Origin of the sequence: Aeromonas allosaccharophila, assembly GCF_000819685.1 — a bacterium.
In the GTDB taxonomy this organism is placed as follows: domain Bacteria; phylum Pseudomonadota; class Gammaproteobacteria; order Enterobacterales; family Aeromonadaceae; genus Aeromonas; species Aeromonas allosaccharophila.
The window spans coordinates 13,852-28,138 of record NZ_CDBR01000099.1 but is presented as its reverse complement, the minus strand read 5'-3'; the positions used below and the strand labels follow the sequence as shown (position 1 = coordinate 28,138).

Below are 14,287 nucleotides of genomic sequence, written 5' to 3'. Positions count from 1 at the left end.
CATGTGTCTATCCATTCCCTCTCAGGTGGTGCAGCTGCACCCCGAAGATAACTGCGTCACCGTCGATACCCTGGGGGTGCAGCGGCGAGTCAGCTGCATGCTGCTCGAAGAGCCCCTCAAGCTGGGGGACTATGTGCTGCTCCATATCGGCTTTGTGATGAGCAAGATTGACGAAGAGGAGGCGCAGGCCAGCCTGGAGAGCTTCCGCCAGATGGTGGCCCTGATGCCAGAGCAGGATATCTTGCCATGCTGACCTTGAATGACCTCTTTCAGGGCTTTCGCCAGCCCGAGGTGATCCGCGCCCTCGCCGCCCAGATCACCGAACTGGCCAAAGATCTGCCCGAACCGCTGCGGGTGATGGAGGTGTGTGGCGGCCATACCCACACCATCATGAAGTACGGCCTGCACCAGCTGCTGCCAGCCAGCATAGATTTCGTTCACGGCCCCGGCTGCCCGGTCTGCATCATGCCCAAAGAGCGCATCGATCAGGCCATCGAGCTGGCCCGCCAACCGAACGTCATTCTGGTCACCCTGGGGGACATGATCCGGGTGCCGGGCTCCAAAGGCACGCTGGCCCAGCAGCGGGCCAAGGGGAGCGATATCCGTCCGGTCTATGACCCCCTCGATGCCCTGCGTATCGCCAAAGAGAATCCGGAGAAAACCGTGGTCTTCTTCGCCATAGGGTTCGAGACATCCACCCCCATGACGGCCGCCTTGCTGGCTGCCGCTGAAGAGCAAGGGGCCCTGAACCTGCTGTTTCATATCAACCATGTGCTGGTGCCCCCTGCCATTCATGCGGTGATGGCCGACGGCGTTGCCAAGGTGAACGCTTTTATCGGCCCCTCCCACGTCAGCGTCATCACCGGCGCCGATATCTACCTGCCCATAGTCCAACGCTATCAGGTGCCAGTGGTGGTGAGCGGCTTCGAGCCAGTGGATGTGATGGAGGCGCTCTTGATGATGGTGCGCCAGAAGGTGGAAGGTCGCTACGCGCTGGAAGTGCAGTACACCCGCGCCGTTACTGCCAGCGGCAATAAAGCCGCCCAGCGGCTGGTCGAGCGCTTTTTCGAGACCCGCGATCACTTTCGCTGGCGAGGTCTGGGGGATATCAACGCCTCCGCCCTGCGCCTGCGCGATGCCTTTGCCAAGCGCGATGCGGAGCGTCACTTCGTGCTTGATCAGACTCCCATCGATGACCACAAGGCGTGCCAGTGCGCCGATATCCTGCGCGGCTTGGCCAAGCCCAACCAGTGCAAAGTCTTTGGCCGGGGCTGCACCCCGACCCAGCCCATGGGCAGCTGCATGGTCAGCTCCGAGGGGGCCTGCAATGCCTACTACCGATATATGGGGATCCAGGAACAATGAGAGAAATCCAACTTAGCCACGGCGGCGGCGGCGTGGAGATGAACCAGCTGATCAACCAGCTCTTCTTTCGCCACTTTGGTAACGAGATCCTGTTGCGCGGTGAAGATGCCGCTCTGTTGCCGGTAGAGGGCCCCGTTGCTTTCACCACCGACAGCTTTACCGTCTCGCCGCTCTTTTTCGAGGGGGGTGATATCGGCAAGCTGGCCATCGCTGGCACGGTCAATGATCTCGCCATGATGGGGGCCAAGCCCGAGTATCTGAGCTGCAGCTTTATCATCGAGGAGGGGTTCCCCTACGCCGATCTCGCTCGCATCGTCGAGTCGATGGCCGCGGAGCTGGCCAACAGCGGTGCCCGTATCGTCTGCGGCGACACCAAGGTGGTGCCCAAGGGGGCGGCCGACAAGATCTTTATCAACACCAGCGGGGTCGGCACTTTCCCCCTGCCCGAACAGAGCCGGGGCATCTCGGTGCGCAACCTCAAGGCCGGTGACGCCATTCTGGTGTCGCGGGATATCGGCAGCCACGGCGCCTGCATCCTGATGGCCCGAGACGCCCTGCAACTGGGCTCTGATCTCAAGAGCGACTGCACCACCCTCTGGCCGCAGGTAGAAGCGCTACTGCAAGCGGGGATCACCCCTCACGCCCTGCGCGATGCCACCCGCGGCGGCCTTGCCGCCGTGCTGAATGAATGGAGCTCCGCCTCCGAAGTGGCCATCGAGCTGGAGGAGTCCGCCATTCCGGTGTGCGATCCGGTGCGCGGCCTGTGCGAACTCTACGGCTTCGAGCCCCATGATCTTGCCAACGAGGGGACCATGGTGCTGGCCCTGCCTGCCGAACAGGCGCAGGACGCGCTGGGCATCTTGCGGCAATTCAACCCCGCCGCCAGCCAGATCGGCGTGGTGCAGGCGAGTGAGCGCCACAAGGTGATCCTCAATAACCCCTGGGGCAGTCGCCGTTATCTGGAGCTGCCGCAGGGGGAACTGCTGCCGCGGATCTGCTGATCGGCCATGCCGTTCACCCAATGACAGGGGGGAGTCACTCCTCCCCATATCGGTTAAGGAGCCACCATGCACGAAATGTCTCTGGCCATGGCCGCCATCGATCTGGCGGCCGAACAGGCCACCCAGCGGGGCTTTAACAAGGTGACCGCCCTCTGGCTCGAGGTCGGCAGCTTCTCCTGTGTCGACCCGGACACCATTGCCTTCTGTTTCGAGGCCGCCGCCAAGGGCACCGCCGTCGAGGGGGCCCAACTTCACTTTCAACACCAGGCGGCAGAGGCCTGGTGTTACGACTGCAACCAGACGGTCACCCTCACCGAGCGCGGGCAGGCCTGCCCCGGGTGTGGCGGATATAAATTACGAGTCGCGCAGGGCGATAGCCTGCGCATCACCGACATCGAGGTAAGTTGATATGTGTAGCGTATGCGGATGCGGCCAGGCGCGGATCGCCGGCCATGAAGATGATCATGACCATGCCCACTCCCACGATCACGACCATAGACACGCTCATGATCACCACCATGAACATGGCCACCAGCACGATCACCATCATACCCATGAGGCGCATCATCACCATGACCACGAGCAGAGCGCACCGCGCACCCTGATCATCCACCACCACTATCACCATCAGGGTGATGTTCATCATCACTACCACGGGGTACGGGCACCGATGAGCCACGAGGGGCATGATCAGCCGCATGAGCACCACCATGATCATCCCCACGACCATCCTCATGATCATCCCCACTCTCATGATCACGGGCATGACCATAGCCATGACCATGACCATGACCATGACCATGACCATGACCATCAGCAGGGTGATCTGCACTACGGCAAAGGGGAAGCGGGATTGTCGGTGCCCGGCATGGGGCAGCGTCAGCTGATCGCCATCGAGATGGATGTGCTGGCCAAGAACAATGCCTTGGCGGCCCACAATCGCGAGCACTTCGACGAAGCGGCCCAGTTGGTGCTGAATCTGGTGTCGAGCCCGGGTTCAGGCAAGACCACCTTGCTGTGCGAAACCCTGCGCCAGCTGGCCGACAAGCGCCCTTGCGCGGTGATCGAGGGGGATCAGCAGACCAGCGCCGATGCGGATCGTATCCGTGCCACCGGCGTGCCTGCCGTGCAGATCAACACCGGCAAGGGCTGCCATCTGGACGCCAAAATGGTCCACGACGCCTGCCACCAGCTGCCTGCCAATGAAGGGGGCATCCTCTTTATCGAGAACGTGGGCAATCTGGTCTGCCCCGCCAGCTTCGATCTCGGCGAGAAATACAAGGTAGCGATCCTCTCGGTCACCGAAGGGGAAGAGAAGCCCCTCAAATACCCGGACATGTTTGCCGCCGCCCAGCTGATGGTGATCAACAAGATTGATCTGCTGCCCTACGTCAGCTTTGACGTGGCCCGCTGCATCGAGAACGCCAAACGGGTTAACCCCTATATCCAGGTGATCCAGGTCAGCGCCACCACAGGTGAAGGGATGGATGCCTGGCTTAACTGGCTGGCCACTGCCTGAACCTGAACCGGTTAAACGCCGTTGCTAACGGCAGATAAAGAGAGGGAGGCTGATGCCTCCCTCTCTTTTATCTGCGAATCTTGCCCGCCGTGCTATCTGTCCAAAATGGCCAGCGTTTCATACTCGCCCCCCTCACCCTGACCCTCTCCCCAGGGAGAGGGCACCGATTCGTGGATGCCGCACTCCTCTCCTGTCTCAACAAGGAAAGGGGAACCTATTCATGGATGCTAGAAATATGCTCGAAATATTCGCCCCAGAGAGCCTGCGAGCATAACAGCAAGCCCTTGTTTCACAACCCCTGAGCCTGGCGAGATGGCACCTTCTGCTCCCTTCTCCCCTTGCGGGAGAAGGGCTGGGGATGAGGGGAACTAACTATCAGGCCGCGCTTTCGGTCGGCTCCCCAGATTCGGGCTGCATCGCGCCAAAACGCAGCACCCGATGGCAGATCTGGCGCAATAATGCCTGCTGGTGACTGAATATCACCATGCCAAGCCCGCACTGCTCGCACTCAACCATCAACTCCCGCCAGAGCTGGCGCTGGATTTGCGGATCCAGCTGGGCGGTCACCTCATCTGCAACAAGCAGACGAGTGCGGGGATCGAGGGCGCGCAGCAGCGCGATGCGGGCCAGCTCGCCACCGGAGAGCTGACCGGGTTTACGACCGAGCCACGCAGGTTTGACCATAAAGCGGGCCAGCATGGCGTCATCGGGGTGCCACACATCCCACAGCGCCTGCCCGGTGGTGCGATAGGGATTGAAGGTCAGTTCCGGATGCTGGGGCACCAGCTGGATGGGGTTATAACCTTTGACCTGTGCAGGCACAGGCTGCCCATCCAGCCGTATTTCCCCGCTTCCCCGAACAGGCTGCCAACCCGCCAATACCCGCCCCAGCGTGGTCTTACCATGGCCGCTAGGCGCAGAGATACCGAGCCGCTCGCCCGCTTTCACCGTCAACGATAGCCTCTGCCAAAGAGGACGTTCCCCTTGAGCAATGGTGAGATCCCGTACTTCAAACATCAGGAAACCTCCGGCACAGAGAAGAGCGAATTGAACCCCGGCAGCACCTGCCACTGGATATCTGCCGCGCCACACACAGCCTGTCTCAGAGAAGCAATCATCAGGAGACCTCCGACGTAGCAGGAAAGAGCGTGTTGAACTCCGGCAGCGCCTGCCAGTGAGCACGGAGCATCTCGCTCCCCTGCCCCTGTTGCAAGTGGTGGCTGCTCAGGGTATCGCTCACCTGCCCCTGATGGAGCGCCACGATGCGATCGGCAAAACGGGCCGCCAGCGCCAGATCGTGAGTGACCCAGAGGATACCGCTGCCCTGATTAGCCAATTCACGCAACTGGCTGAGTAACAGACAGGCCAGCCCCTCGTCGAGCCAGGCGGTGATCTCGTCCGCCAGAATGTAGCGGGCGCCGCCAAGCGCCGCAGTGCAGGCCAGAATGCGCTTGGCCATGCCGCCGGAGAGCTGGCGTGGGAATCTGTCCAGGGTGGTCGCGGGCAGCTGGTAGCGCAGCAGTTGCTCGACGAGCCGCTCGCGAGAACCATTCTGGCCGCACAGACGTGCCGCACGTCCCAGCTGACGCTCCACCGTCAGCAGCGGATTGAGGGCGCTTACCCCCTGTGGCACATAGCAGAGGGTGTGGCCGCGCAGGCTGGCCCGGCTGGCATCGCACAGAGGCGTGCCATCGAGAGAGATGCTGCCGCGCATTCGCAGATTGTCCGGCAGCAATGTCAGAGCGCTTTGCAGCAGCAGGCTCTTGCCCTCGCCGCTCCCCCCCACCAGCGCCACTATCTCCCCCGGTGCCAGTTGCAGGCTGATATCGGTCAGTAAAGGCTGCCAGCTGCGTCGCCCCAGCCAGGAGTAGTGGGCCGCTTCTATGGTCACATGGTCAAAACTCAGCATGGTTCACTCCTGTGCCACAGCAGCTGTTGCAAGGCGCGGGTAGCCTGATCAAAGAGCAACACCAGCAGCAGCAACATCAGACCGGGGAAAAGGGCCAGCCACCAGCCGCCACCGGCCAGATAACGCAGGGCATCGGCCAGCAGCAGACCCAGCGAAGCCTCGTGGGCCGCCAGACCAAAACCGAGAAAGCTCAAGGCCGCGCTGTGCAGAACCGCATGGGGAAACATCAGCAGGGTGCCGATAAACCACTGGGGCAAGAGCCCCGGCAGCAGGTGGGTGCGCCAGCGACGCAGCGCCCCCATCCCCTGACAGCGGGCCAGCACCACATAGTCACTACAGGCGATCCGCCGCGCTTCTGCGCAGAGAATGAGCGCCAGCTTGGGCCAGTGAGTCAGCGCCACCGCCAGGATCACCCCGCGCATGCCGCCCCCCACAGTGAAGCAGATCAGGATCAGCAGCAGCATATGGGGCAGCGCCAGCATGGCGTCGATCACCATTCGCACCGCCACATCGCATCTGGGATGAATGAGCGACACGCTTGCCGCCACCATGGCCAGCAGGCCACTACAGAGCGCCGTGCTGATACCCAACTCCAGACTGGTGAGGGTGCCCTGAAAGGCCCGCAGCCAGAGATCCCGCCCCATCTGATCGGTGCCGAACCAGTGGGCCAGCGAGGGGGGCTGCTGGCGCGCCAGCAGATCCATCGGTACATCCTGAGCCGACAAGCTCCAGCCGTAGGCGGCCAGCAGTGCCAATCCGAGCAGGGCAAAACCCAGCCGCAGCAGTGAAGGAAGCGGATTAAACAGCATGCTCACCCTCCCAGCCCCGATTGATGCGCGCCAGCAGCAAACTGGCCACTGTGTTGCCAATAAAGACCAGCAGGGTGCAGAAGAGCACGATTCCCATCAGCAAGGGGATATCCCCCCGCAGCCCCGCATCCACGGTCGCCTGCCCAAGCCCCGGATAGGAGAAGACCTTCTCGGCCAACAGCGACCCGCCAATCAGCTCACCCAGCGAGGCAAACTGCAGGCAGAGCGCCGGGGTCAAGGCGTGGCGCAGCACATGGAAGCGCAGCATGGGCCAGCCGCCATCCCCCTGGGCGCGGGCATAGCGGATAAAGTCGCTCTCCAGCACCTCGGCCACCCGCCCCCGGGTATGCAGGGCGATATTGCCCACCCCGAGCAGCGCCAGCGTGGTCACCGGCAGCAACAGATGGCGCAATCGCATCAGCCAGTCCGCCTCATCGGCAGAGAGCTCCGGCGTCCAGGCGCAGCAGACCGGCAACAGCGGCCAGTGCACCGCAAACAGCGCGAGCAGCAAGAGGCCAACCCAGAAGGTGGGCAAGGAAGCGAGCAGATAGGCAAAGCGGCAGATAAAGCGATCGGGCCAGCGGTTAAGATAGCGACCGGCGCAGAGGCCCAGCAGGATGCCGAAAAAGCCGGAGAGCAGCCAGGCCCCCGCCAGCAACAGGAAGGAGGCGGCAAAGCGCTGCCCTATTACCTCACCCACAGGCGAGTTGTAGAGCATGGAGTAGCCGAGATCCCCCTGCAGCACTTGGGTAAACCAGTGCCAGTAGCGCAGCCACAGCGGCTGATCCAGCCCCCAGCGGGCAGCGATGCGGGCGTACTGCTCGGGCGGCACATGGAGCAGATCGTTGCCGATATAGGCCTTGATGGGATCAATGGGGGAGTAGCTCAGCAGCACAAAGGTGGCGACAGAGACCAGACAGAGCAGCCCTGCCAGACGCAGCAGGGCTTTTACCAGAATGTAACCGGAAGAGCTAAAGGGCGAACTTAACGGCACGTCCACCGCCAATCCTGCAGGTTGTTGAGCAAAGACCAGCTACCGTGGATCTCTGGCGCTCCCTTGCCAAGGTCGATGCAGCGGTTGGCGAGATAGGTGTGCTGCACATTGAGCAGCCAGGCCCATGCCGCATCCCCTTGCACACCGGCGCCGCTCTTGCCATCCCACTCCACCTGTTGCCAGAACGGCACGGCCGCCTGCCAGTTCGGGGCATCCAGCGCCTGCTTGAGGTGGCCATCCACCACAGGGTTGCTGTAGTAGCCCGGGTTGTAGAACTCCACGCCACCGGAGCCGCTCTGGTAGTGGTGATAGAGCTCCATGGGATCCAGACTCCCCCACCCCATCAGCACCGGATTGGCGTGCATCTCGCGCTCCACCTGCTCCCAGCTGCCGGACTTGAGGCTCACCTCAAGGCCAATGGGTTTGAGCATGGCCCGCACCGCTTCCGCCAGATCCCGGCGGGTGCTGTCGCCACTGGTGTACCAGAGGGTAAAGGCGGCGCGCAGATTGCCCTTGTGGCGAATGCCGTCACTGCCCATCTTCCAACCCGCCTCGTCGAGCAGGGCATTGGCGTGGGCCGCATCCCCATCCTTGAAGGCGGTGGCTTTGTTCAGCCAAGGCAGGCCTTCTACCGCGCTGTAGGCGGGGATGGCGTGCCCTTCCAGCAGTTGATCGGCCAGCAGCTTGCGGTCGATGGCGTAGTTGATGGCGCGGCGCACCGCCACATCCGAGGTCACGTCGTTGCCGATGGGATAACCCTTGGCATCCTTGCCACCCGCTGGCGGAATGGGAAAGACGATGCCGCGGTTCTCCACGCTCGGCCGCACCCAAAGCTTGAGGGAAGAAGGCACGGTTGGCGCCAGCGACGGGGCAATGCGCACCACATCAAGCTGGCTGCTCTGGGCAGCGGCATAGGCGCTCTCTTCATCGATAAAGACAAAGACCAGCCGTTTGAAATCGTTGTTGCCGCCGGCGTAATAGGGGTTCGCCTCCACCACCAACTGTTGACCGGGCAAGAAGCTCACCAGCCGGTAAGGGCCGGCACCGACCGGCTTTTGGGCATAGGCTTTTGCGTCGTAATCCCGCTTCGACACTATCCCCAAGGATCCCAGCACATTGACGAAGGTGCTCTGGGGGGCGCTAAGAGTGATGGCCACCTCGGTGGGCGAGAGCACCTTGGCCGAGACAAAGTTGCCCATGTCGATCTTGCCGCCGCCCTTGGCTGCGCTGTTGTAGGTAAAGGCCACATCCTCGGCGGTGAGCGGCGCGCCGTTGGAGAATTTCAGGTCGGGCTTGAGGGTAATGAGCCACCCCTTGCCATCCTTGTTCGGGGTCACCGCTTGGGTGAGCACATTCTGCCAGCTGAGATCGGCGTTTTGTTTGAGCAATGGGCTGTGCAGCAGCAGGTAGCTGCCGTGGCTCCAGCCAAGCAGAGGGTCAAACCCTTCGGTGGGTTCGGCTCCGATGGCGAGCTTGAGCTCGGCAGGCACAGGTTGGGCAGCGGCCAGCGCCGCGTGAGAAGCGGTGCCCAGCAGCAGGGTCAACAGGACGCTCGCGCTGGATCTGGCGTAATGGCGAAGGGAATTGCGTGGAACAGTCATGGGGATCCTTCTTGTTTTGTACCACTCACGGATCATCACTCAAAAGAGAGGCGCAATGCGTGTTTGAACATGGGAGTGAGGGGCCAAAATGGCCCCCTATTCTAAACTTGATTTCGCGTGAAACCTAGCGACTATGCCGGTTGACCGCGCCGGGCACCGAATAGCCGTCTGCGCCCCAGATCCACGCCGCCAGCCCCTTGCTGCACCGGCAAGGAGAGCAGCATCTTGAGGGTGCTGCCCACCAGTGCGCGCCCCTCCCCGGCCCCGAGATGGGGAGCGAGCGGCGACATCAGGGAGCAGGCCAGCAACTGACCACTTTCGGGCAGTTCACCCACCATAAAGGTCATGTTGCCGCAGGGGAGCTGCAGGGCGAGCCGATCGCTGCTGCTTCGCACCGGCCACAGTTGATCCGGCCCCGGCAGCACCACCACGCTCAACATCCAGGGGGTGAGCACGCAGCCGAGCCACTGACCTTCAAACAGCACGCACTCCGCAACGATGGGCATGGTGGCGTGATAGAAGGGCAACGCCTGCATCTCTTCGCGAGCGATCCGCTCGTACTGGGCTACCAGCAGAGGCGCGGGATCGCTGGCAAAACCGGCAAATTCCAGCACTCTCTCAGCCTCGCTCAAATGGGACTGCGCCATAGGCCCTCCCGCGCTTGTTCAGCTTTTTCCTGCTCAGAGAGCGGGATGGCGGGGGCGCCGACACTGGCCAGCAGGGTCAAAATCCGATCCGTCGCTTCCCCCATGGCAGCCGCCACCACGGGGGTGAGGCCGATGCGCGGTTCGAGGGATTCAGGTTCGACCCCGATCAGGGTGAGCCGCTTGGGGGATTCCCCCGTCATGTGCAGCGCCGAGAGCACATCCGCCAGCCCCAGCTGGTGCGGGGAGATCTTGCGGCCAAACAGGGTCGGGACCTCCTCATCCTGCAGGGTCACTACGGTACCCGGCGGATTACCGCTGCGCACCGCATCCGCCAGAATGATGTGGTCGCGACTGGCCATCGCTTCGAGCAGCTCCATACCCGCCGTACCGCCGTCCAGCAGCTCGATGCCGGGGGCGAAACGGTATTCGCGCCCCAGCGCCTCGACGATGCGCACGCCGACAGCCTCATCGCTCAACAGCAGGTTGCCCACGCCCAGGATCAGGGTGTTCATCACAGCACCTTCACCTGAGTCGTTTCGCCATTTTGGGTATCCACCACGTGGACCGCGCAGGACATGCAGGGGTCGAACGAGTGGATGGTGCGTACAACCTCCAGCGGTTTGGCGGGATCCGCCACCGGGGTGCCCACCAGCGCCTGCTCGTAGGGGCCGGGCTCGTCGTTGAAGTTGCGCGGGCCCGAGTTCCAGGTCGATGGCACCACCGCCTGATAGTTCTCGATCTTGCCGCCCTTGATGACGATCCAGTGGGAGAGCATGCCGCGCGGTGCCTCTTCAAAGCCCACCCCGCGAAACTCTTTGTCCGCCGGGATCTCGGCCTTGATGTAGGCGGTGGTATCCCCCTTGCCGATGTTGTCCACCAGCGCCTTCCACTGGTGCGCCAGCGTATCTTTCAGCACGCAGCAGCGCACCGCGCGGCCGATGATGCGGCCCATGGTGGAGTGCAGCTGTTCGGTCTTGATGGCCGAACCGGTCAGCGCCTTGTAGATGCCGTTCAGCTGATCGAAATGCGCCACCGTCTCCGGGTGTTTGGCGGCCAGCTTCACCAAGAGGTCTGCGAGCGGCCCCACCTCCACCACCTTGCCGTAGAAGGTGGGGGATTTGACCCAGGAGTACTTGCCGTCATCCTGCCAGCCGGTGTAGTCGGGCTCGGTCTTGCCCTCCCAGGGTTTGAGCGGCTCGTCATCCTTGTACCAGGCGTGCTTGTTGCTCTCGGCGATGCCGTCCATCAACCAGCCATCCTGATGACTCTCGATGGGGCGATAACCCGCCAGATTGCCATTCTCGATGTAGCCGCCCGGCATCAGGAAGCTGCCGCCGTTGGCGTCGGTGGGGAGCTCCGGCACACTCAGGTAGTGCTTGGCCCCCTGCCCCAGTGTCAGCCACTCGGGATAGTGCGCGGCTATGATGGCGGCATCCACCTTGTAGACCTGCTCGATAAACTCGCCGAGCCGGTCGATAAAGCTCTTCACATAGAGCAGCCGCTCGAGGTTGAGCACGCTCGGCGCATCCAGATTGATGGGGTTGGCCACGCCGCCCACCGCCAGATTCTGAATGTGGGGGGTCTTGCCGCCGAGGATGGCGACGATGCGGTTGGCATCGCGCTGGCACTCCAGCGCCTGCAGGTAGTGGGCCACGGCGATCAGGTTCACCTCCGGGCTCAGCTTCATCTCCTTGTGACCCCAGTAGCCGTTGGCAAAGATGCCAAGCTGGCCGCTGGCGACCAGCGCGCGGATCTTGTCCTGCACCTTGGTCAGCTCGTCGGCGCTATTGAGGGACCATGTGGACACCCCCTTGAGGATATCCGCCGCCTTTTGCGGATTGGCCTGCAGCGCCGCCGTGATGTCCACCCAGTCCAGCGCGGAGAGTTGGTAGAAGTGGACGATGTGATCGTGAATGTTGTGGGCCGCAATAATGAGGTTGCGGATGAACTGGGCATTGACCGGCACCTTGGCACCGATGGCGTTCTCCACCGCCCGCACCGAAGCGATGGCATGAATGGAGGTACATACCCCGCAGATGCGCTGCACAATCATCCAGGCATCGCGCGGGTCGTTGCCCTTGACGATCTCCTCCATCCCGCGCCACATGGTGCCGGACGACCAGGCTTTGGTCACTATTCCGCCTTCGATTTCGCAGTCGATACGCAGGTGCCCCTCAATGCGGGTGATGGGGTCTATGGTGATACGTTGGCTCATACGTTGGCTTTCCCTCGGGCCTGATAATCTTGGTGAACACGTTCAAGTGATGGCAGTACCGGCAGCAGCCGGATCAACAGCAAATAGGCACACACCTCGATGGCGACGAAGCCCAGGGAGATCAGCACCTCCTCCGCGGAGGGGAAGTAGTGGTAGCCATTGCCGGGGTTGAAGGCGAGCAGGGAGTAATCCAGTCGCCAGAGGGCTGCGCCCAGCAGCATGCTGAGGGCCCCCAGGAACAACATGCGCGAATCGCGGCGGCTCTTGTCCCAATGGAACACCAGCAGCGGGAAGATCATCAGCGCAATCTCGCTCCAGAACATGATGGAGAAGCGATTGAGATCGGAGAGGTACTCCGACTTGTCATTGATGACGATCTCGGCAAAGCGCAGCGCCACAAACAGGATCAGGAAGATGTCGATCACCTGGGTCAGCTTGTAGAAGAGCGACTTCTCGTTGGGGCCCCGCCCCGCCAGTCCCGCCTGCACCAAAGAGCCCTCAAACACCACGATGGAAAAACCCATGATGAATGCGGTCAGAAGCGAAAAGACCGGCAGCAGCTCGTAGCTTTGCCAGAGCGGATGGATCTTCTCCCCCGCGACGATCATCAAGGAGCCCATCGAGGACTGGTGCATGGTGGGCAGCAGTGCTCCCAGCGCCAGCACGAAGAACATGATCTTGTTGAGGCGAATGAGTGACGCCTTCCAGCCGAACTTCTCCAGCAGCACGGGGGCAAACTCCAGCGCCATCACCCCGATATAGATGGTCATGCAGACCGCCGTCTCGAACAGCACCGAGGAGGTGTTGAAGTGACCGGGCAGGTAGAAGTACGGCAGGTTCCAGTAACGGCCCACGTCGATGGTGATGGAGAGACCACCGAGCGAGTAGCCGAACAGGCTCGCCAACAGGGCCGGTCGCACCAGCGGGTGATACTCGCCCCGGTTGAACACATAGACCGCCCAGGCCAGCGCCCAGCCGCCACAGGCGAAACCGGTGCCGATCAAGAGATCGAACGAAATCCACAGCCCCCAGGGATAACCGCCGTTAAGATCGGTGACCGAACCCAGCCCGAAGAAGAGGCGTTTCAAGATCAGCATGCCGCACAGCACGGCAAAGGGGGCCAGCACCAGCACCGGCCAGCTGACCAGCTTGCCGCCGAGCGGATGCGCCTTGTGATTACTCATGATCCTTGCCCCCCTTTGCTGAACTCTGATCTTTAATCTGAGCGCTGCTCTGATCATGACCATCATCGTGATGGTGATCGTGACCGTTCTTCTTGCTATTGCGACGAATGAGCACCGAGAGTCCGGTCAGCACCACCATGGGCAGTACCATCCCCTTGTAGAGGGTGTGCTGGATATGCTCGGAGCGAGCACCGGAGGAGAGCTCCGGCAAGTCGGGCATGTCGAGCTTGGTATAGGGCACCCCGGCCAGCACCAGCACCTGGGTGCCGCCCCCCTCCTTCTCGCCATAGACGTAAGGTTGGTAGTTGGGCACCTCGTGCAGATAAGGATCGTTGGCGCTGAAGGTCTGGCGCGGATAGGCATATTCACTGCCCGGGGTCGCCAGCAGGCGGCGCTTGGCCTCGGCCATCAACTCCTCGCGGGTGCCGAAAATCACGGCGCCGGTGGGGCACACCTCGACACAGCCGGGCAATTTGCCCTGATCGATCCGCTCAAGCCCCTTCTGGTTGCAGAGCTCGCACTTGTGGATCGCCCCCAGCGGATTGTCGTAGTCATATTTGGGCACATCGAACGGGCAGCCCACCATGCAGTAACGGCAGCCGGTGCAGACATCCGGATCGTAGTGAACGATGCCGGTCTTGGGATCTTTGGTCAGCGCCTGCACCGGACAGACCGAGACGCAGTTGGGATCGACGCAGTGCATGCACTGCTTCTTGATGTAGGCGTAGCCATCCACCAGCTGATCCTTGTGCTCGCCAGTGCCGCTCTTCCACACCTGAATGATGTTGTTGGTGTAGGGCGTCAGCTTGTCGTTGGTGGACCAGGTCTGTGCTCCCTCCGGATTGGCCGGGTTGCCATTTAAACGCTGACACTCAGCCACACAGGCCTGACAGCCGACGCAGAGGGTGGAGTCATACAACATGCCGAGCGCCCCGGGAATGGGCGGTTTGTTCTTGGCCGCCGCCAGTGCGGTGCCGGGCACGGCAGCCCCTGCCGCCAGTGCACTGGCAGAGGCAAATTTGAGGAAGTTTCGTCTGTTCACG

General features: G+C 62.2%; 16 protein-coding genes. 5 read left to right on the top strand and 11 right to left on the bottom strand.

The window, feature by feature from the left end:
- The first annotated feature begins 1 nt into the window (after window position 1).
- The 4 genes from BN1115_RS17885 to hypA all read left to right on the top strand — a co-directional run bounded on the left by BN1115_RS17885 (window position 2) and on the right by hypA (window position 2,774).
- The gene (locus BN1115_RS17885; RefSeq protein ID WP_042658213.1) at window positions 2-253 is read left to right on the top strand and encodes a HypC/HybG/HupF family hydrogenase formation chaperone; all 252 of its coding nucleotides are present in this window, start codon (window positions 2-4) and stop codon (window positions 251-253) included.
- Window positions 247-1,365 carry a hydrogenase formation protein HypD gene (hypD, locus tag BN1115_RS17880; protein WP_042658212.1) on the top strand — a complete coding sequence of 373 codons (1,119 nt, stop codon included), beginning with the start codon at window positions 247-249 and terminating at the stop codon, window positions 1,363-1,365. Before BN1115_RS17885 ends, hypD begins: the two co-directional genes overlap by 7 nt.
- A complete protein-coding gene (hypE, locus tag BN1115_RS17875) occupies window positions 1,362-2,366 on the top strand; it encodes a hydrogenase expression/formation protein HypE (RefSeq protein WP_042658211.1) in 1,005 nt (334 codons plus the stop codon). Before hypD ends, hypE begins: the two co-directional genes overlap by 4 nt.
- 66 nt (window positions 2,367-2,432) lie before the next feature.
- Window positions 2,433-2,774 (top strand): hydrogenase maturation nickel metallochaperone HypA, encoded by a 342-nt coding sequence (gene hypA, locus BN1115_RS17870; RefSeq protein WP_042658210.1) that lies wholly within the window; start codon window positions 2,433-2,435, stop codon window positions 2,772-2,774.
- On the opposite strand, the gene BN1115_RS22825 is transcribed toward hypA, so the two are convergent.
- Entirely contained in the window at window positions 2,752-3,156 is a 405-nt protein-coding gene (locus BN1115_RS22825) for a hypothetical protein (protein WP_244152294.1), read from the bottom strand. The genes hypA and BN1115_RS22825 overlap by 23 nt on opposite strands.
- Between BN1115_RS22825 and hypB the strand changes: the two genes are divergently transcribed.
- A complete protein-coding gene (gene hypB, locus BN1115_RS17865; protein ID WP_208597769.1) occupies window positions 3,037-3,885 on the top strand; it encodes a hydrogenase nickel incorporation protein HypB in 849 nt (282 codons plus the stop codon). The two genes, BN1115_RS22825 and hypB, sit on opposite strands and share 120 nt — an antisense overlap.
- A gap of 375 nt (window positions 3,886-4,260) precedes the next feature.
- On the opposite strand, the gene BN1115_RS17860 is transcribed toward hypB, so the two are convergent.
- The 10 genes from BN1115_RS17860 to hybA form a co-directional block, all read right to left on the bottom strand.
- Window positions 4,261-4,902 (bottom strand): ATP-binding cassette domain-containing protein, encoded by a 642-nt coding sequence (locus BN1115_RS17860; RefSeq protein ID WP_042658208.1) that lies wholly within the window; start codon window positions 4,900-4,902, stop codon window positions 4,261-4,263.
- A 100-nt stretch (window positions 4,903-5,002) separates the two neighbouring features.
- Window positions 5,003-5,794: an ATP-binding cassette domain-containing protein gene (locus BN1115_RS17855; protein ID WP_042658207.1), complete on the bottom strand. Its 792-nt coding sequence runs from the start codon at window positions 5,792-5,794 to the stop codon at window positions 5,003-5,005.
- Entirely contained in the window at window positions 5,788-6,603 is an 816-nt protein-coding gene (locus BN1115_RS17850) for an ABC transporter permease (RefSeq protein WP_042658206.1), read from the bottom strand. Before BN1115_RS17850 ends, BN1115_RS17855 begins: the two co-directional genes overlap by 7 nt.
- Window positions 6,593-7,603 (bottom strand): ABC transporter permease, encoded by a 1,011-nt coding sequence (locus BN1115_RS17845; RefSeq protein ID WP_042658205.1) that lies wholly within the window; start codon window positions 7,601-7,603, stop codon window positions 6,593-6,595. Before BN1115_RS17845 ends, BN1115_RS17850 begins: the two co-directional genes overlap by 11 nt.
- Window positions 7,588-9,198 (bottom strand): ABC transporter substrate-binding protein, encoded by a 1,611-nt coding sequence (locus BN1115_RS17840; RefSeq protein ID WP_042658204.1) that lies wholly within the window; start codon window positions 9,196-9,198, stop codon window positions 7,588-7,590. Before BN1115_RS17840 ends, BN1115_RS17845 begins: the two co-directional genes overlap by 16 nt.
- A gap of 131 nt (window positions 9,199-9,329) precedes the next feature.
- Window positions 9,330-9,845 (bottom strand): hydrogenase-2 assembly chaperone, encoded by a 516-nt coding sequence (gene hybE / locus BN1115_RS17835; RefSeq protein ID WP_042658203.1) that lies wholly within the window; start codon window positions 9,843-9,845, stop codon window positions 9,330-9,332.
- Entirely contained in the window at window positions 9,827-10,357 is a 531-nt protein-coding gene (locus tag BN1115_RS17830) for a HyaD/HybD family hydrogenase maturation endopeptidase (RefSeq protein ID WP_042658202.1), read from the bottom strand. The genes hybE and BN1115_RS17830 overlap by 19 nt, the downstream gene beginning before the upstream one ends.
- Entirely contained in the window at window positions 10,357-12,060 is a 1,704-nt protein-coding gene (hybC, locus tag BN1115_RS17825; RefSeq protein ID WP_042658201.1) for a hydrogenase 2 large subunit, read from the bottom strand. The genes BN1115_RS17830 and hybC overlap by 1 nt, the downstream gene beginning before the upstream one ends.
- The gene (gene hybB / locus BN1115_RS17820; RefSeq protein WP_042648477.1) at window positions 12,057-13,244 is read right to left on the bottom strand and encodes a Ni/Fe-hydrogenase cytochrome b subunit; all 1,188 of its coding nucleotides are present in this window, start codon (window positions 13,242-13,244) and stop codon (window positions 12,057-12,059) included. Before hybB ends, hybC begins: the two co-directional genes overlap by 4 nt.
- Window positions 13,237-14,286, bottom strand: a complete 1,050-nt coding sequence (gene hybA / locus BN1115_RS17815; protein ID WP_042658200.1) for a hydrogenase 2 operon protein HybA — start codon at window positions 14,284-14,286, stop codon at window positions 13,237-13,239. The genes hybB and hybA overlap by 8 nt, the downstream gene beginning before the upstream one ends.
- Between the last annotated feature and the right edge of the window lies 1 nt (window position 14,287).